Annotated in this window: 18 protein-coding genes; 10 read left to right on the top strand and 8 right to left on the bottom strand. The window is 65.3% G+C overall.

Annotation, left to right across the window (positions count from 1 at the left end):
- The first annotated feature begins 2 nt into the window (after positions 1–2).
- On the top strand, positions 3–1,118 hold the full coding sequence (dprA, locus tag FBZ93_RS08815) for a DNA-processing protein DprA (RefSeq protein ID WP_146985545.1): 1,116 nt from the start codon (positions 3–5) through the stop codon (positions 1,116–1,118).
- A 161-nt stretch (positions 1,119–1,279) separates the two neighbouring features.
- On the opposite strand, the gene FBZ93_RS08810 is transcribed toward dprA, so the two are convergent.
- The gene (locus tag FBZ93_RS08810; protein WP_146985544.1) at positions 1,280–1,681 is read right to left on the bottom strand and encodes a winged helix-turn-helix transcriptional regulator; all 402 of its coding nucleotides are present in this window, start codon (positions 1,679–1,681) and stop codon (positions 1,280–1,282) included.
- A 99-nt stretch (positions 1,682–1,780) separates the two neighbouring features.
- Here FBZ93_RS08810 and FBZ93_RS08805 point away from each other — a divergent pair, with 99 nt between their 5' ends.
- The gene (locus tag FBZ93_RS08805; RefSeq protein ID WP_146985543.1) at positions 1,781–2,389 is read left to right on the top strand and encodes an FMN-dependent NADH-azoreductase; all 609 of its coding nucleotides are present in this window, start codon (positions 1,781–1,783) and stop codon (positions 2,387–2,389) included.
- A 55-nt stretch (positions 2,390–2,444) separates the two neighbouring features.
- On the opposite strand, the gene FBZ93_RS40525 is transcribed toward FBZ93_RS08805, so the two are convergent.
- Together FBZ93_RS40525 and FBZ93_RS08800 are read right to left on the bottom strand one after the other, a co-directional pair.
- Positions 2,445–2,606 (bottom strand): hypothetical protein, encoded by a 162-nt coding sequence (locus FBZ93_RS40525; protein ID WP_167528972.1) that lies wholly within the window; start codon positions 2,604–2,606, stop codon positions 2,445–2,447.
- A gap of 209 nt (positions 2,607–2,815) precedes the next feature.
- Positions 2,816–3,589 carry an SDR family NAD(P)-dependent oxidoreductase gene (locus FBZ93_RS08800; protein ID WP_146985542.1) on the bottom strand — a complete coding sequence of 258 codons (774 nt, stop codon included), beginning with the start codon at positions 3,587–3,589 and terminating at the stop codon, positions 2,816–2,818.
- A gap of 163 nt (positions 3,590–3,752) precedes the next feature.
- Here FBZ93_RS08800 and FBZ93_RS08795 point away from each other — a divergent pair, with 163 nt between their 5' ends.
- Positions 3,753–4,232 (top strand): winged helix-turn-helix transcriptional regulator, encoded by a 480-nt coding sequence (locus FBZ93_RS08795; RefSeq protein WP_146985541.1) that lies wholly within the window; start codon positions 3,753–3,755, stop codon positions 4,230–4,232.
- A gap of 199 nt (positions 4,233–4,431) precedes the next feature.
- On the opposite strand, the gene FBZ93_RS08790 is transcribed toward FBZ93_RS08795, so the two are convergent.
- Positions 4,432–4,680, bottom strand: coding sequence for a hypothetical protein (locus tag FBZ93_RS08790; protein ID WP_146985540.1), 249 nt, complete (start codon positions 4,678–4,680; stop codon positions 4,432–4,434).
- 222 nt (positions 4,681–4,902) lie between these two features.
- Here FBZ93_RS08790 and topA point away from each other — a divergent pair, with 222 nt between their 5' ends.
- From topA to FBZ93_RS08770, 4 genes are read left to right on the top strand one after another with little or no spacing between them, the layout of a single operon-like run.
- Positions 4,903–7,677, top strand: coding sequence for a type I DNA topoisomerase (gene topA / locus FBZ93_RS08785; RefSeq protein ID WP_146985539.1), 2,775 nt, complete (start codon positions 4,903–4,905; stop codon positions 7,675–7,677).
- Positions 7,678–10,041 (top strand): ribonuclease R, encoded by a 2,364-nt coding sequence (rnr, locus tag FBZ93_RS08780; RefSeq protein ID WP_146985538.1) that lies wholly within the window; start codon positions 7,678–7,680, stop codon positions 10,039–10,041.
- A 4-nt stretch (positions 10,042–10,045) separates the two neighbouring features.
- Positions 10,046–10,483, top strand: a complete 438-nt coding sequence (locus FBZ93_RS08775) for a DUF983 domain-containing protein (RefSeq protein ID WP_050425570.1) — start codon at positions 10,046–10,048, stop codon at positions 10,481–10,483.
- Between the two features lie 36 nt (positions 10,484–10,519).
- Complete coding sequence (locus FBZ93_RS08770; RefSeq protein ID WP_146985537.1) at positions 10,520–11,269, top strand: NUDIX hydrolase; 750 nt, start codon at positions 10,520–10,522, stop codon at positions 11,267–11,269.
- A 28-nt stretch (positions 11,270–11,297) separates the two neighbouring features.
- Here FBZ93_RS08770 and FBZ93_RS08765 read toward each other — a convergent pair whose 3' ends face one another.
- Entirely contained in the window at positions 11,298–11,813 is a 516-nt protein-coding gene (locus tag FBZ93_RS08765) for a GDSL-type esterase/lipase family protein (protein ID WP_246667416.1), read from the bottom strand.
- Between the two features lie 147 nt (positions 11,814–11,960).
- On the opposite strand from FBZ93_RS08765, the gene FBZ93_RS08760 reads away from it, so the two are divergent.
- From FBZ93_RS08760 to FBZ93_RS08750, 3 genes are all read left to right on the top strand, one after another.
- Complete coding sequence (locus FBZ93_RS08760; RefSeq protein ID WP_146985536.1) at positions 11,961–13,286, top strand: LLM class flavin-dependent oxidoreductase; 1,326 nt, start codon at positions 11,961–11,963, stop codon at positions 13,284–13,286.
- A 127-nt stretch (positions 13,287–13,413) separates the two neighbouring features.
- Positions 13,414–13,581: a 50S ribosomal protein L33 gene (gene rpmG / locus FBZ93_RS08755; RefSeq protein ID WP_018271988.1), complete on the top strand. Its 168-nt coding sequence runs from the start codon at positions 13,414–13,416 to the stop codon at positions 13,579–13,581.
- 109 nt (positions 13,582–13,690) lie between these two features.
- Positions 13,691–14,221 (top strand): hypothetical protein, encoded by a 531-nt coding sequence (locus FBZ93_RS08750; protein ID WP_146985535.1) that lies wholly within the window; start codon positions 13,691–13,693, stop codon positions 14,219–14,221.
- On the opposite strand, the gene FBZ93_RS41725 is transcribed toward FBZ93_RS08750, so the two are convergent.
- The 3 genes from FBZ93_RS41725 to FBZ93_RS08740 form a co-directional block, all read right to left on the bottom strand.
- The gene (locus tag FBZ93_RS41725) at positions 14,218–14,346 is read right to left on the bottom strand and encodes a hypothetical protein (RefSeq protein ID WP_021078305.1); all 129 of its coding nucleotides are present in this window, start codon (positions 14,344–14,346) and stop codon (positions 14,218–14,220) included. The genes FBZ93_RS08750 and FBZ93_RS41725 overlap by 4 nt on opposite strands.
- Before the next feature lie 72 nt (positions 14,347–14,418).
- On the bottom strand, positions 14,419–15,816 hold the full coding sequence (locus FBZ93_RS08745) for an ammonium transporter (RefSeq protein ID WP_146985534.1): 1,398 nt from the start codon (positions 15,814–15,816) through the stop codon (positions 14,419–14,421).
- 501 nt (positions 15,817–16,317) lie between these two features.
- Positions 16,318–17,550 carry an MFS transporter gene (locus FBZ93_RS08740; RefSeq protein ID WP_146985533.1) on the bottom strand — a complete coding sequence of 411 codons (1,233 nt, stop codon included), beginning with the start codon at positions 17,548–17,550 and terminating at the stop codon, positions 16,318–16,320.
- Positions 17,551–17,590: the final 40 nt, after the last annotated feature.

Raw genomic sequence — 17,590 nt, 5'->3', positions numbered from 1 at the left:
GCATGCATGACCGATCCCCCAACGCCACAAAACTCACCGACGCCGAACGGCTCAACCGCCTGCGGTTGATCCGCTCCGACAATGTCGGCCCACGCACCTTTGCATCGCTGCTCCGCCATTTTGGCGATGCGGCGCAGGCGCTGGAGCGCCTGCCGGATCTCGCGCGGCGCGGCGGCGCTTCGGGCTCCTCGCGCATCTGCAGCGAGGCCGACGCCGCTGCGGAGCTCGCGGCCTGTCGCAGGTTCGGCATCGATCTCGTCGCGCCGGAAGAAGCGCATTATCCGGCGCGGCTCGCCACCATCGACGACGCGCCGCCGCTGCTCGGCGTGCGCGGTGAACGCGACAGTCTGATGCGCCCGATGATCGCGATCGTCGGCTCGCGCAATGCCTCCGGCGCCGGGCTGAAATTTGCAGGCCAGCTCGCGCGCGATCTCGGCGATGCCGGCTTTGTCGTGATCTCGGGGCTTGCCCGCGGCATCGACCAGGCGGCGCATCGCGCCACCGTCGCCAGCGGCACGGTCGCCGTGCTCGCCGGCGGCCACGACCGCATCTACCCGCCGGAGCACGAGGATCTGCTGGCCGCCCTGCTCGCGCGCGGCGCGGCGATCTCGGAAATGCCGCTCGGCCACGTGCCGCGAGCGCACGACTTTCCCCGCCGCAACCGGCTGATCTCGGGCGCCTCGCTCGGCGTCGTGATCGTGGAGGCTGCGCATCGCTCCGGCTCGCTGATCACGGCGCGGATGGCGGCCGAACAGGGCCGCGAGGTGTTCGCGGTGCCGGGCTCGCCGATCGATCCGCGCGCCGCCGGCGCCAACGATTTGATCAAGCAAGGTGCCACACTGGTCACCGAAGCTGCCGACGTCATCAGCGCGGTGACGCCGATCATGGAGCGGCCGATCATGCTCGCCGCGCGCGAAGACGACGAGCCGCTGGACTTTGCCACAGATGGCGGCGACCGCGCCCGCATCATCAATCTGCTCGGGCCGAGCCCGATCAGCCTCGACGACCTGATCCGGATGGCGGACGTCTCACCCGCCGTCGTCCGCGCCGTGCTGCTGGAGCTTGAATTGGCGGGCAAGCTGGAGCGTCACGGCGGCGGGCTGGTGTCGATGATTTAGCCGGCGATGGTGGCTCGCGAAATCTCGCGCCGTCATCCTGAGGAGCGCGCAGCGCGTCTCGAAGGATGCACGGCCCGACTGTGGCCGTCGACCCTTCGAGACGCCGCTTCGCGGCTCCTCAGGGTGACGGGTCCGTTGTCTCAATGCGCTGATGCTGCAAATCACTCCGCATTGCGCGTATCGAAGTCGTTCCGCGCGCCTTCGATCTCCGGCAGATGCGTGAACGCCCACTGGCCGAGCGCCTTCACCGGCTCTGCCAGCCCGCGGCCAAGATCGGTCAGCTCATAGTCGACCCGCGGCGGGATGGTCGGGAACACCGTACGGGTCACCAGCCCGTCGCGCTCCAGGCCGCGCAGCGTGAGCGTCAGCATCCGCTGCGAGATGCCATTGATCATGCGCTTCAATTCGTTGAACCGCTTCGGCCCGTCGATCAGCATCATGATCACGAACACGCTCCATTTGTCGCCGACCCGCGCCAGCACGGAGGCCACCGCGCGGCAATCGCTGTGGTCGGGACTGGGCCGCGGCGGCAGACCAGTTACATCAATGTTCTCAGGTCTCATCGGTGTGCTCGGGTTTCAAAAATGTGCGTTCTTGCGGAGATTTAGGGCGGTCACTCATATAGCGCCAGTTACAAACCTATACCAAAGGTGACCTCAGCCATGAAACTTCTGCACATCGATTCCTCGGTCCTCGGCCCCCACTCCGTCAGCCGCCAGGTCTCCGCCGCCGCCGTCGAGCGGCTGCGTCAGGCCAATCCCGGCCTCGTCGTCAGCTACCGCGACCTGACCCAGACCCCGCTCGCCCACCTCTCCGGCCTGCACCTCGCCGCCAGCCAGGGCGCAGCCCCCGATCCGTCGGTGCGCGACGACATCGCGACCGGCCAGGCGGTCCTGGACGAGTTCCTCGCCGCCGACATCGTCGTGATCGGCGCTCCGATGTACAATTTCACCATTCCGAGCCAGCTGAAGGCCTGGATCGATCGCGTCGTGGTCGCGGGCAAGACCTTCAAATACGGCGCCGGCGGCGTCGAGGGTCTGGCCGGCAACAAGCGCGTCATCATCGCGATCTCGCGCGGCGGCTACTACGGCGCCGACACGCCGATGGCCGCACTCGAGCACCTCGAGACCTATCTGCGCGGCGTGTTCGGCTTCATCGGGGTCAGGAATCTCGAATTCATCCCTGCCGATGGCATCCAGGTCGGCCCCGAGCATCGCGAAAAGGCGGTCGCAGGCGCGCTGCAAGCCGCTGGCAGGCTGAACGCCGCCTGATGTGATGGAGCACCTGCCGTCGCCCGGCGGCGGCAGGCCATTCAGTTGATGGAACTCAGAACCAGACGCCCTGAATGCCGAGGATGACGGCGACGAGCGAAATCAACAGGCCGATGCCGGAAAACAACGCAACCGTCACAAATTGTGTCGTGTCCGAACTTTCGGAGTCGGACGAGACAGGGATCGACGTCGAAATGCGGGCAGCTGCTTTCGGCATGACGGCACTCCAAAATGATTCCGTGGTGAAAATAATCCCCGCCCATTCAGGAGTCCGGGGAACACGTCAAAGGTTCAAGCATGGTCCGGAAAAGTGCGAAGCGGTTTTCCGAAGAGATCATGGTTGGACAGCGAAGCGATGATAGTCGCGAACGAAATCGGCCGGTGTGAAGCGCTTCACACCGGCCGATCGCTACAATGAGAAACAAATTAGCCGCGATAGATCGGCGCGCCGGCGGGCGACGCCGTTGAGCCGCCATCGATGAACAGTTCCTGCCCCTGCACATGGGCCGCGTCGTCGGAAGCCAGGAACAGCACGGTTTTCGAGATGTGATCGGGTTCGCCGATCCGCCCGAGCGGGGTGGTCATGCCGATCCGCTTCTCGAAGGCCTTCTCGGCCTCGGGCGTCGCGATCGCAGCGCCCCAGATCGGCGTACGCACGGCGCCCGGCGCCACCACGTTGACGCGGATGTTGCGCGGCGACAGTTCTGACGCCATCACCCGCGCCATCGCGCGCACACCGGCCTTGCTCGCGGCATAGGCCGAGTAGCCGGGATTGCCGAGCACCGAAATCACCGAGCCGTTGAGAATGATCGACGCGCCGTCGTTGAGATGCGGCGCGACCGCCTGCACGGTGAAGAACACGCCGGTGAGATTGGTGCGGATCACATTTTCGAATGCGGCGAGCGTGGTGCCGCCGACCGGCGTCTGGCCGGGAATGCCGGCATTGGCGAACAGCACATCGTATTTGCCGAACTTCTCGGCGCCCTGCTTCACGGCGGCTTCCAGCGCCGCGACGTCGGTGGCATCGGCCACCACTGCGAGCGCGTTCGGTCCGAGCTCCTTCGCCGCCGCCGCCAGCGTCTCCTTGTTGCGCCCGGTGATGACGACCTTGGCGCCTTCCGCCACGAACAGCTTTGCCGTCGCGAGCCCGATGCCGCTGTTGCCGCCGGTGATCAACGCCGTCTTGTTTGCCAGTCTCATGTCCGCCTCCAATGTGGTTGCATTATTAAACTTCGTTGCCTACGTAGAGCATCAGGTTTAATATTGCAACCACACAAGGTCGTGATGGCTCATCAGCGTTTTCGAGCGAAGTGGATACCGGTTCGCGTGAAGAAAACGCGCCAAAACAAGATTCCGGAGATGCGTGGTGAAGAGAACCAGCCTTGCAGGCGACAGTTGCCCCGTGGCACGCGCGCTCGACGTGTTCGGCGATTGGTGGTCGCTTTTGATCATCCGCGATGCCAGCCTTGGCCGGCGCCGCTTCGGCGAATTCCAGGCGAGCCTCGGCCTCGCCAAGAACATCCTCGCCACGCGGCTGCGCACGCTGGTCGAGCGCGGCATTCTGAAGACGGTCCCCGCCTCCGACGGCAGCGCCTATCAGGAATATGTGCTGACGCCGAAGGGCCACGGCATCTTTCCAATCCTGGTCGCGCTCCGGCAATGGACCGAGGAATTCGACGAGCATCCGGACGAGATCGCGACCGTCATGGTCGACCGCGACAAGGGCAAGCCGGTGAAGAAGCTTGCGCTGTTGTCGCAGGACGGCCGCGTGCTCGGCGCGGCCGACACGACGCTGAAGCCGCGGCCTGCCGCGAAGCGCGCGCGGCGTCTTGTAACTGCGTAAGTTGGGTGGAGCGCAGGCACTCCACTGCCGTCGTCCTGGCAGGACCCATTACCCCAGGCGGTCATTGTTGCGCGACGCTGGGGCCGCGATCCACCTCGTCACCAAATGCGGTGGTTATGGGTCATGGCTTTCGCCAGGACGACGAATTGAGAGAGCCCTGCGCGCAAGGCGGGCCAATCATCCGGAACAAGCCTTCGCCTCACGACAGCTTCCGCCGGCTGCGCGCGCGCAGTTGCTGGTCGGCCTCCAGGCGGGTCATCGCGAGCAGATGGTCCAGGACTTCGAATTTGTGGTGCTGGGCGAGTTTGGCGAGTTCGGACGCCGCGACTGCGATCAGGACCAGGGCGTCATCCGGGCCGCCCTCCCCACCTGTCTCGTCGCTTGCCGGTCGCCGCCGGCCGGGCGGTTTGCGCTTCCGGCCGCCCCCTATGCTGCTCAAAAGGCCCAATCCGATTCCCACGCCATATATATAAAGAGATACGCCCTTTCCGGCTGCAACTCTAGGACGCATTTTTCAACCTTTGGGATAGGAACTCCACAGTTTGAGCCCTGCCTTCAATATCTGGCGATTTGACACCGACCGCCCCAGCACCCATGTTCGCCCCGACACGGCAGACCGCGAGTCTAGCGGAACCCGCCTTCAAGTTTTCCCGTAAGCTATTGGAATGACATGAATATCGTCATTGTGGAGTCGCCGGCCAAGGCCAAGACGATCAACAAATATCTGGGGTCCTCCTACGAGGTCCTGGCGTCGTTCGGCCATGTTCGCGACCTCCCGGCCAAGAACGGTTCCGTCGATCCGGACGCCAATTTCCAGATGATTTGGGAGGTCGATGCCAAGGCCGCGAGCCGGCTCAACGACATCGCCAAGGCGCTCAAGGGCGCCGACCGCCTGATCCTCGCAACCGACCCTGATCGCGAGGGCGAGGCAATCTCCTGGCACGTGCTGGAGGTGATGAAGGAGAAGCGCGCGCTGAAGGACCAGAAGGTCGAGCGCGTGGTGTTCAACGCCATCACCAAGCAGGCCGTCTCCGAGGCCATGAAGGCGCCGCGCCAGATCGACGGCGCGCTGGTCGACGCCTATATGGCGCGCCGCGCGCTGGACTATCTGGTCGGCTTCACCCTCTCGCCGGTGCTGTGGCGCAAGCTGCCCGGCGCCCGCTCGGCCGGCCGCGTGCAGTCGGTCGCGCTGCGGCTGGTCTGCGACCGCGAGCTCGAGATCGAGAAGTTCGTGCCGCGGGAGTACTGGTCGCTGGTCGCGACGCTGCTGACGCCGCGCGGCGAAGCCTTCGAGGCGCGGCTGGTCGGCGCCGACGGCAAGAAGATCGCGCGGCTCGACATCGGGTCCGGCGCGGAAGCGGAGGACTTCAAGAAGGCGATCGAAGCCGCGCTGTTCAAGGTCGCGACCGTCGAGGCCAAGCCGGCGCGACGCAATCCGCAGGCGCCCTTCACCACCTCGACCCTGCAGCAGGAAGCCAGCCGCAAGCTCGGCTTCGCCCCTGCGCACACCATGCGCATCGCGCAGCGGCTCTATGAGGGCATCGACATCGGCGGTGAGACCACCGGCCTCATCACCTATATGCGAACCGACGGCGTGCAGATCGCGCCCGAGGCGGTCACCCAGGCGCGCAAGGTGATCGGCGAAGACTACGGCAATGCCTATGTGCCGGACGCGCCGCGCCAGTACCAGGCCAAGGCCAAGAACGCGCAGGAAGCGCACGAAGCGATCCGCCCGACCGATCTCTCCCGGCGTCCCGCAACGATCGGCCGCAGGCTCGATGCCGATCAGGCGCGGCTCTATGAACTGATCTGGAAGCGCACCATTGCGAGCCAGATGGAGTCGGCCGAGCTCGAACGCACCACGGTCGACATCGAAGCCAAGGCCGGCGCCCGCGTGCTGGAACTGCGCGCCTCCGGCCAGGTCATCAAGTTCGACGGCTTCCTCGCTCTGTACCAGGAAAGCCGCGACGACGAGGAGGACGAGGATTCGCGCCGCCTGCCTGCGATGAGCGAGGGCGAGGCCGTGAAGCGCCAGAGCCTCGCCGTCACCCAGCATTTCACCGAGCCGCCGCCGCGCTTCTCGGAAGCGTCATTGGTGAAGCGGATGGAAGAGCTCGGCATCGGCCGGCCCTCGACCTACGCCTCGATCCTGCAGGTGCTGAAGGATCGCGGCTACGTCAAGCTCGAGAAGAAACGGCTGCACGGCGAGGACAAGGGCCGCGTCGTGGTCGCATTCCTCGAGAATTTCTTCTCGCGCTATGTCGAGTACGACTTCACCGCCGATCTCGAGGAGCAGCTCGACCGCATCTCCAACAACGAGATCGCCTGGCAGCAGGTGCTGCAGGACTTCTGGCGCGGCTTCATCGGCGCGGTCAACGACATCAAGGACCTGCGCGTTGCCGAAGTGCTGGATGCGCTCGACGAGATGCTCGGCCCGCATATCTATCCGCCGCGCGCGGATGGCGGCGACGTCAGGCAATGCCCGACCTGCGGCACCGGCCGGCTCAACCTCAAGGCCGGCAAGTTCGGCGCCTTCGTCGGCTGCTCGAACTATCCGGAATGCCGCTATACCCGTCCGCTCGCGGCCGACAGCGCCGAGAGCGCCGACCGCGTGCTCGGCACCGATCCCGACACCGGGTTCGACGTCACGGTGAAGGCCGGCCGCTTCGGCCCCTACATTCAGCTCGGCGAGCAGAAGGATTACGCCGAGGGCGAGAAGCCGAAGCGCGCGGGCATTCCGAAGGGCACCTCGCCCGCCGATGTCGACCTCGAGCTGGCGCTGAAGCTGTTGTCGCTGCCGCGCGAGATCGGCAAACATCCGGAAACCGGGCAGCCGATCACCGCCGGCCTCGGCCGGTTCGGGCCGTTCGTCAAGCACGAGAAGACCTACGCCAGCCTCGAGGCCGGCGACGAGGTGTTCGACATCGGCTTGAACCGCGCTGTGACGCTGATCGCGGAGAAGATCGCCAAGGGCCCGAGCGGCCGCCGCTTCGGCGCCGATCCCGGCAAGCCGCTCGGCGATCACCCGACGCTCGGCGCGGTCGCGCTGAAGAACGGCCGCTACGGCGCCTATGTCGCGGCCGGCGGCGTCAACGCGACGATCCCGAGCGACCGCACGCCCGACGAGGTCACGCTCGCGGAAGCGATTGCGCTGATCGACGAGCGCGCGGCCAAGGGCGGCGGCAAGAAGGTCAAGAAGGCGGCAAAGCCTGCCAAGGCGGCCAAGGCCAAATCGGACAAGACCGAGTCCGACAAGGCTGACGGCGACGCTGAGGCCAAGCCCGCGAAGAAGGCTGCGTCGAAGAAGGCCGCGGCGAAACCGAAAGCGGATGCGACCAGCAAGGCGCGCGCGCCGGTCGCTTCCGGTGCCAAGACGTCGCCTTCAAAATCATCGGCACCAGCGAAAGCGCCCGCAAAGAAGAGCGCCGGCAAGGCACGAGGATAAGTGAAACGAAAACCCGACCATGGCTTTCCGGGCCGGGACGCCATCGTCGCCTTCATCCGCGCCAATCCAGGCAAGGTCGGCACCCGCGAGATCGCGCGCGAGTTCGGCCTGAAGAACGCCGACCGCATCGAGCTGAAGCGACTCCTGCGCGAACTCGCCGACGACGGCACGGTCGCCAAGCGCGGCCGCAAGATCCACGAGCCGGCGGCGCTGCCGCCGACCGTGCTCGCCGACATCACCGGCCGCGACAGCGACGGTGAATTGATCGCAACGCCCGCCGAGTGGGATAGCGAAGAGAACGGCACCGCGCCGAAGATCCGCATCGAGACGCCGCGGCGGCCGAAACCCGGCACCACCGCCGGCGTCGGCGACCGCGCGCTGCTGCGCGTCGAAGTGACCGACGAGCAAGACGGCACGCCCTATCGCGGCCGTGTCATCAAGGTGATCGATCACGGTCGCACGCGCATCCTCGGCATCTTCCGCCGCAACCCCGACGGCGGCGGACGGCTGATCCCGGTCGACAAGAAGCAGGCCGGTCGCGAGCTCAACATCGCCAAGCCAGATACCGGCGGCGCCGAGGACGGCGACCTCATCAGCGTTGACCTGATCCGCACCCGCGGCTTTGGGCTCGCCTCCGCCCGCGTCAAGGAGCGGCTCGGCTCGATTGCGAGCGAAAAGGCGATCAGCCTGATCGCGATCAACACCCACGACATCCCGCAGGTGTTTTCGTCTTCTGCGCTACGCGAGGCCGAAGAGGCAAAACCCGCAACGTTGCAGGGCCGCGAGGACTGGCGCGACGTCCCGCTCGTCACCATCGATCCGCCCGACGCCAAGGACCACGACGACGCCGTGCATGCGGAGGTCGACACCGATCCAAACAACAAGGGTGGCTTCATCGTCCATGTCGCGATCGCGGACGTTGCCTATTATGTGCGGCCCGGCTCGGCGCTCGACCGCGACGCGCTCCAGCGCGGCAACTCGGTGTATTTCCCCGACCGCGTGGTGCCGATGCTGCCCGAGCGGATCTCCAACAATCTCTGCTCGCTGGTGCCGGGCGAGCCGCGTGGTGCGCTCGCGGTGCGCATGGTGATCGGCGCCGACGGCCGCAAGCGCTCGCATACGTTTCACCGCGTGCTGATGCGCTCGGCTGCGAAACTCGCTTACGCGCAGGCGCAGGCCGCGATCGACGGCAGGCCCGACGACACCACGGGCCCCCTGCTCGATCCGATCCTGAAGCCGCTGTGGTCGGCCTATGAACTCGTCAAGCTCGCACGCAACGAGCGCGACCCGCTCGATCTCGATCTGCCCGAGCGCAAGATCCTGCTGAAACCCGACGGCACGGTCGATCGGGTGATCGTGCCGCAGCGGCTCGATGCGCACCGGCTGATCGAGGAGTTCATGATCCTCGCCAACGTCGCCGCGGCGGAGATGCTGGAGAAGAAGGCGCTGCCGCTGATCTATCGCGTGCATGACGAGCCGAGCCAGGAGAAGGTGCAAAACCTCCAGGAATTCCTCAAGACGCTGGACCTGCCCTTCACCAAACAGGGCGCGCTGCGTCCAGCGCAATTCAATCGCGTGCTGGCGCAGGTTGCGGGTGAGGATTACGAGCCGCTGGTCAACGAGGTGGTGCTGCGTTCGCAGGCGCAGGCCGAATACTCCGCCGAGAACTACGGCCATTTCGGCTTGAACCTGCGCCGCTACGCGCACTTCACCTCGCCGATCCGCCGCTACGCCGATCTGATCGTGCACCGCGCGCTGATCCGCGCGCTCGGCCTTGGCGAAGGCGCCCTGCCGACCGACGAGAGCGTGGAGACACTGGCCGAGATTGCCGCGCAGATCTCCGTCACCGAGCGCCGCGCGATGAAGGCGGAGCGCGAGACCACCGACCGGCTGATCGCGCATTTCCTTGCCGACAAGGTCGGCGCCTCGTTCCAGGGCCGCATCTCCGGCGTGACGCGCGCCGGCTTGTTCGTCAAGCTGGACGACACCGGCGCCGACGGCCTGATCCCGATCCGCACCATCGGCAGCGAGTATTTCAACTATGATGAGACGCGACATGCGCTGATCGGCACGCGCAGCGGCACCATGTATCGGCTCGGCGACGTCGTCGACGTGCGGCTGGTCGAGGCAGCACCGGTGGCGGGCGCGCTGCGCTTTGAGCTATTATCCGACGGCCAGGCAATTCCGCGTGACAGAAAACGTGACGGCAAAAGAGCCGAGCGCCGCGCCGCGGGATTTGGCAAGGGGCCGGGTAAAGGATCCGGCAAGAAGGCGCACAAGGAACGGAAGAAGCGCAGCAAGAAGGACCGCAAGCCGGCAAAATCGAAGCCCGGCAAATCGAAGCGAGGCAAGTCATGGACGTGAAATCATGGACGTGACACCGCCGACGGTGGTCTGGACCCGCGATGCGGCCGAGTCCGAGAAGCGCGACGTGTGGAGCGCAATGAAGCGCGGGTTCCGCAGCCGTTGTCCACGCTGCGGAAAAGGCAGGCTGTTCCGCAAGTTTCTGAAATGCGATGGCCATTGCCCGGTCTGCGATCTCGATTTCTCACCGCATCGCGCCGACGATCTCCCCGCCTATCTCGTCATCGTCATTGTCGGCCATATCGTGGTACCGACCGCGCTGTGGATCGAGACCAACTATTCGCCGCCGGTGTGGCTGCAACTTGCGATCTATCTGCCGCTCACGCTGTTCGCATCGCTGGCATTGTTGCAGCCGGTGAAGGGAGCCGTGATCGGCTTGCAATGGGCCCTGCGCATGCATGGCTTTGACGAGAATCCCCCTAGCGACATCCCGCCGGTCTAGCTAAACCGGACGATAAGAAGAAATGAAAGGGATGAAATGACTGAAGCCGCAGCCCCTGCCGCCGTCGTCCACCAGGGCGAAAAGGAAGCCGATCATCACGCGTATTTCCGGCCGAAGGATGCCGCGACGCTGATCCTGATCGATCGCTCCGGTGCCAAGCCGAAGGTGCTGGTCGGCAAGCGCCACGACAAGGTCGTGTTCATGCCGGGCAAATTCGTATTCCCCGGCGGCCGCGTCGACAAGGCCGACAACCGCGTGCCGGTCGCCGCCCCGATCACGCCGGAGCTCGAAGCCAATCTGTTGAAGGGCAGCCCGAAGATCACGCCCGGCCGTGCGCGCGCGCTCGCCAATGCCGCGATCCGCGAAGCCTGCGAGGAAACGGGATTGTGCCTCGGCCGCAAGGTCGAGAAGACAGCGAAGCTCGACGGCCCGTGGGCGCCGTTCGCCGACGCGAGGCTGCTGCCTGATCCGTCCGGCCTGTTCCTGATCGCGCGCGCGATCACCCCGCCCGGCCGCGTCCGCCGCTTCGACACCCGCTTCTTCACTGCGGACGCCTCGACCATCGCGCATCGCGTCGAAGGCGTGGTGCATGCCGATGCCGAGCTGGTCGAGCTCGTCTGGGTCGAGATCGGCTCCGAGCCGCTGGCCGACGCGCACGCCATGACCAAGAACGTGCTCGCCGAGCTCGACCGCCGCCTCGCCACCGGCCCGCTTCGTCACGACGCGCCGGTGCCGTTCTTCCATTTCTACGGCGGCAAGATGCACAAGGACGTGTTGGGGGCGTGAAGCTCCGAGCGTGCGACAGAGTGTCAGGTCAGCGCACCGCGCCCATCACTGCGGGCAGCATGTGGGCGGCGACCACTCTGTGGCCTTCCGGCGTGAAGTGAATGTGGTCCGACTGCAGGTAACTGCGCAGGACTGGATTCCACCACATCGGGATCACGCGGATGTGCCGGCTGCGCAGCTTCGATTCGATCGCAGCCAGTTCGGCGTTCTGATCTCCTCGGCCCAATCGCCTTGCGTTCCAGCCGCCACCATAGCGGTCGAGCAGCACGATCCTGGTCCCTTCGGGGACCGCGGAATCGAGCCGGGCGAGCATGCCGGCATTGGTATCGCCGTTGATTCCGGCGTTGGTCACTTGGACATTGCGGCCCTTGGCGGCGAGCATGCCCTCCAGTTGCGCCGGCCAGGCGTCCGAACTGCTGACACCCCTGCCCGCGACATTGCTCGCGCCGATCGCAACGATCTGGGCCCGCGCTGGGCTGCCAAGACAGAGCACCAGCGCGACCAGGAAGCCATAGATCCGCAAAGACCTTGCCGGATAAATCATGTCCCCCTCCGCAATGACAATGGCATCGGGTTGAAAATATCCTCTGCTCGTCGCCCAGATTGCAAGATTCTTCTTGAGGACCCTCATGGCGTTACCCGCCAGCCTCCCTATCTGTTCCGCTAACGACATCAAGAACGGAACGGGGCAATGGCGAAGCGTCAACTCAAGCTCGGCGCGTTCATGCGGCCGATCAGCATCCACACCGGCGCCTGGCGCTATCCCGGAGCCTGGCCCGACGCCAATTTCAACTTCGACCACATCAAGACGCTGATCCGGAAGCTCGAGGCCGGCAGGTTCGACGCCTTCTTCATGGCCGACCATCTGGCCGTGCTGAACATGCCGATCAACGCGCTGAAGCGCAGCCACACCGTGACCTCGTTCGAGCCGTTCACGCTGCTGTCTGCGCTCGCCGCCGTCACCGAGAACATCGGGCTGATCGCGACCGGCTCGACCACCTTCGATGAGCCCTACCACGTTGCCCGCCGCTTCGCTTCGCTTGATCACATCTCCGGCGGCCGGGCGGGGTGGAATATCGTCACCACGTCCAATCCGGACGCGGCACTGAATTTCGGCCTCGACGATCACATGGAGCACGCCGAGCGCTACAGGCGCGCCCGCGAGTTCTACGATGTCGTCACAGGTCTCTGGGATTCCTTCGCCGACGATGCGTTCGTGCGCGATGTCGAGTCCGGGCTGTTCGTCGATCCCGACAAGATGCATGTGCTCAACCACAAGGGCAAATACCTGTCGGTCCGCGGCCCGCTGAACATCGCCCGTCCCGTGCAGGGCTGGCCTGTGATCGTGCAGGCCGGCGCGTCAGACGACGGCAGGCAGCTTGCCGCCGAGACCGCGGAAGCCGTGTTCACCGGCGGCGGCAGCCTGGCCGACGGGCAGAAGCTCTATGCCGACATCAAGGGCCGCATGGAGAAGATCGGGCGCGATCCCGAGCATCTGAAGATACTGCCCGGCGCCTTCGTCGTGGTCGGCGACAGCGTCGAGGAAGCTAAGGAGAAGCGCGCGCTGCTCGACAGCCGCGTCCATTACGACAGCGCGATCGCCTCGCTGTCGGTGATCCTCGGCACCGACGCGTCCGGCTTCGATCCCGACGGGCAATTGCCGCCGATCCCGGAAACCAACGCCAGCAAGAGCGGCCGGCAGCGCCTCGTCGAGGTCGCCGCGCGCGACAAGCTCACCGTGCGCCAGCTCGCCCAGCGCGTCGGCGGCTATGGCGGGCTCGCTTTCGTCGGCACGCCGCAGACCATCGCCGACCAGATGGAGGAATGGCTGGAGGGGCGCGGCAGCGACGGCTTCAACATCATGTTCCCCTATCTGCCGCAGGGCCTGTTCGAGTTCGTCGATAAGGTCGTCCCGGAATTGCAGAAGCGCGGAATCTTCCGCAAGGAGTACGAGGGACGGACATTGCGCGAAAATCTGGGCCTGCCGCGGCCGAAAAACCAGTTCTTCGAGGGCTAATTGGCCGGAATCGGGACGATTTCGGCCCGGAAATCCTTGACTTTGAGCTGTTTGTGGCTAGTTTCCGGGCCAAACGCGGGCCGATTTGGCCGGCTCCCGATACCCCTTCATTTTCGAGGATTTGCATATGGCCAAAGCGGTCACCATCAAGGTCAAGCTCGTGTCGACGGCCGATACCGGATTCTATTACGTCGCCAAGAAGAATTCGCGCACCATGACCGACAAGCTGGTCAAGAAGAAGTATGACCCGGTCGCGCGCAAGCACGTCGAGTTCAAGGAAGCCAAGATCAAGTAAGATCGCCTGCTTCTGACGTTACAAACGGGGCCCTCGCGGCCCCGTTTTTGCTTTGTGGTCTGGCGTCGTCCCTCATGTCTTTCGGGCAAGTCCCGGACGCAGGGCTCACATGATCGCAAGCTTGGACGAGGGCAACGTCGGCGGCTACTCGGTCGCCTACGGCCGCGAGGACATCTACTTTCCGGTCTATGTCACCGCCGCCCTCGCCGCGGTCTTCCTGACTGCGACCCTGATCACGGGCGCGATCTACTGGCTGGCACTGGCGGCGGCGGCCGCCGGCTTCACCTACTACAACATCCCCCTGCTGGAGGCCGGTCGTCCGACCATCGGGGCCAATCAGTATGGCATCTTCATCCAGGCGTTCGGGCTGATCCGCTGGCGCGCGATAACGCAGATCGACCTCGTCGAGATCGCAGAGCGCGCGATGACCGTCCACGAATTGCAGATCGCGCTCAATGTGCCACTCGGCAGCGCGCTGGTGGCCGATTGGCGCAGGCGGCCCGCCTATCGGCTGCTGATGCGCTTGCCATGGCGCATGGACCATCGTGGCGTGGTCCGCGTCAATCTCGAGCCGTTCGACCGGACGCCCGACGAGATCCACCGGACGTTCGTCAGGATGTGGCGCTACTACCGGAGCTAGCCTTTGAACGCCTCATCCGGCAGATGTGCATCCGCGATTTCTGCATCCGGATTGTGTGTGATGGTCATGAACCAAACGAGGCTGAAGAACAGCGACCACGCTGTGTTCCAATAGAACCAGTTCATCGGATCACCTCGAACAGCTTTGATCCGTGCCAGCCGGCAACGATCGCCGGCCGGCGCGGAATGCCGCCAAGTCTACTGCACGACCTCGCCATGCAGCGCCAGATCCAACCCTTCGCGCTCGATGTCGCGCGTCACGCGAAGCCCGACGAAGAGATTGATCACGAACAGGATGATCAGGCTCACGACGGCATCATACACGAAAACCGTCGCGACGCCGATGCATTGATTGAGGAACTGCCCGGCATTTCCCTCCAGAACGCCAGCCGTTCCACCATACTGCTCGACCGCAAATACGCCGGTCAGCAGCGCCCCGACGATGCCGCCCAGCGCATGAACGCCGAAGCAGTCCAGCGCGTCATCGTAGCTGAACATGCGCTTCAAGCCGGTGCATCCCCAGTAGCAACAGACGCCGGCCGCGATGCCGATGGCGAAGGCGCCGACCGGCCCGACGAAACCGGAGGCCGGCGTGATCGCGACGAGACCTGCGACAGCGCCCGAGCAGATGCCGACGACCGTCGGCTTGCCCTTGAGCGCCCATTCCACCAGCATCCAGGTGAAGCCTGCCACCGCGGTGGCGATCTGGGTCACCAGCATGGCCATGCCCGCTTGCATTCCGGCGGTGACGGCGGAGCCCGCGTTGAAACCGAACCAGCCGACCCACAGCAGCGAGGCACCGATGAAGGTCAGCACCATGTTGTGCGCCGGCCCCGTCTCGACGCGCTTGCCGAGCATGATCGCGCACATCAGGCCGGCCACGCCGGCATTGATATGCACGACGGTACCGCCGGCGAAATCGAGAACCTTGACATACGCAGCGTCGTTGCCCGCCGAGAAGATCCCGTCGGGTCCCCAGACCCAATGCGCGATCGGCGCATAGACGAAGATCGCCCACAACCCGATGAACCAGAGCATCGCCGAGAACTTCATCCGCTCGGCAAACGCACCGGCGATCAGCGCCGGCGTGATGATGGCGAACGTCATCTGGAAGCAGATGTAGACGGACTCGGGAATGGTCGCGGCGAGCGGATTGGGGTTGCCGATGCCACCCTTGCCGATGTCGCTCAGGATGTCCTTGAGGAACATGCGATCCAGACCGCCGATAAACGGCGTGCCGGCTCGAAACGCCAGGCTGTAGGTCAAGACGGCGAACAGGATCGTGACCAGGCAGGTCACGGCGAAGCTGGTCATCACGGTGTCGCCGACATTCTTCTTGCGCACCATGCCGCCGTAGAACAGGCCAAGCCCCGGCACCGTCATCATCAGGACAAGCGCGACTGATGTGAGCATCCAGGCGGTGTCGCCGGAATTCGGCGTGCACTTCTCGAGGATCTTGCCGCCGCAGGCCGGCGGCGCCGCCGCATCCTCAGCCAGCGCAAGGTCACTGAACAGCAGGCAAAGAAGCGCCACTCCCAGCAGAGCAACCACGATTCTCACGAGCCTCTCGCGCGTGTATGTCGCAGACTCCATCATCGTCCTCCCATCACAAGAAATGCTGGTGTTCGGAATCGGCGCGGCGCGTTCGGAGCGCGAACGCCGAAGCACAGCGCGCACTCGGCTATCGGGATGTCTCGAACTGCCGTGCGGCGGGTGGCGGGATGCAGCGAAGGCGCGGCGGCATCAGGCCGGGCGCGAGGCACAAGGGCGTCCTGCTCGGCGGCGCGGCGGTGGCCGTGGTGCGCGGATGGCTGGAGAATGACGGCGACTAGCCTCATCGCGGCCAGCCCTTCCCATGGGTCCCCAGGCCGGAAACCTCTGCAACGGCTTCCGGCACGATTTCTAGCCAGATTCAATCAAGATTCGTGCCACCGGCGCGCACCGAGCAACGCGTTGAAGACACTGCGAATTCAATCCATGCGCGGAACGGCTTCGCGCCCCACTGCACGTTCTCGCAGCAAACGATCGATGGAAAAATAGGCAGCAATCGACGACTGCCCTCGTATGGGGCAGTCGTCGGTTTGCGGGATCGGAAGCTCAGGCGGCCTTGAGCAGCGGCGGCTGCGCCGGCCGGATCAGCGCGAAGGCAAGCTGGATGATGCCGCCGGCAAGCCCGAGCGCGACACCGATACGCCAGGCCATGGTGTAGGAGCCGAGCGAGTCGTAGATCACCCCTCCTCCGTAAGCACCGAGGAAGCTGCCGACCTGGTGGCTCATGAAGGCAAGGCCCTGGATCATCGCCTGCCAGCGCAGCCCGAACATCTCGGCCACCGCGCCCGCAACCAGCGGACCGACGCCCATCCAGAGGAAGCCCATGATGGCGCCGAACAGCAGCGTCGAGCCGGGCGTTGCCGGCAGCATGAAGTACCAGGCGAGCGCCAGCGAGCGCAGGATGTAGATGCCGCCGAGCAGTGCGAGCTTGTTCCAGCGCTGGCCGGCCCAGCCGAAGAACAGCGAGCCCAGCACGTTGAAGCCGCCGATCATGCCGAGCGTCTGCGCGCTCAGCATCGGATCGAGCCCGCAGATCGCCAGATACGACGGCAGATGCGTGGTGAGGAAGACGAGCTGCATGCCGCAGACCATGTAGGCGCAGGTCATCACGACGAACGACGCGTTGCCGAACGCGGTCTTCGCCGCGGTCGCCGCCGTGGCGTTGCCGATGTCGTCGCCCGCCGGCTTCGGCAGCGGGATCTTGTCGACGCCGCCGGCGTACAAGGCTGCTGGAATCATCAAGACCGAGAGGACGACGAAGCCGGCAAGCCCGACGCGCCAGCCGAACCCTTCATTGAGCATCTGGCCGATCGGCGCCGACAGCAGCGCGCCGAGCGAGCCCGCGGCGGAGACCATGCCGAGCACGGTCGAGCGCACCGTCTCAGGCACCGCGCGCGCCGCGACCGACATGGCGATCGCATTCGCGGTGCAGGCGAGCGAAAGGCCGATCAGCACACCCGCGCCGATCATGATGCTGACGAGGCCATGCGCCGTCGTCATCAGCACGAGGCCCACGATATAGGCCAGCGCTCCGACCACCATGATCGGGCGGAAGCCGTAACGCACGGTCATCGCGCCCGCGAGCGGCTGCAGGAAGCCCCAGGCGAGGTTCTGCACCGCCAGCGCCAGCGTGAAATGAGACACCGAGATGCCGATGTCGTGCGTCAGCGGCTGCATGAAGATGCCGAGGCTCTGCCGCAGCCCCATGCTCAGCGTGAGCATGATGGAGGCGCCGATCAGAATGGGAAGCGTGGGACGCAGGACCTGCAACAGGGGCATTGTTCTTGTTCTCCCAAAGGGGCACGGCACAATAGCCGCA

Origin of the sequence: Bradyrhizobium macuxiense, from assembly GCF_007993935.1 — a bacterium.
GTDB classification, from domain to species: domain Bacteria; phylum Pseudomonadota; class Alphaproteobacteria; order Rhizobiales; family Xanthobacteraceae; genus Bradyrhizobium; species Bradyrhizobium macuxiense_A.
This window is presented reverse-complemented; position numbering and strand designations above follow the sequence as displayed.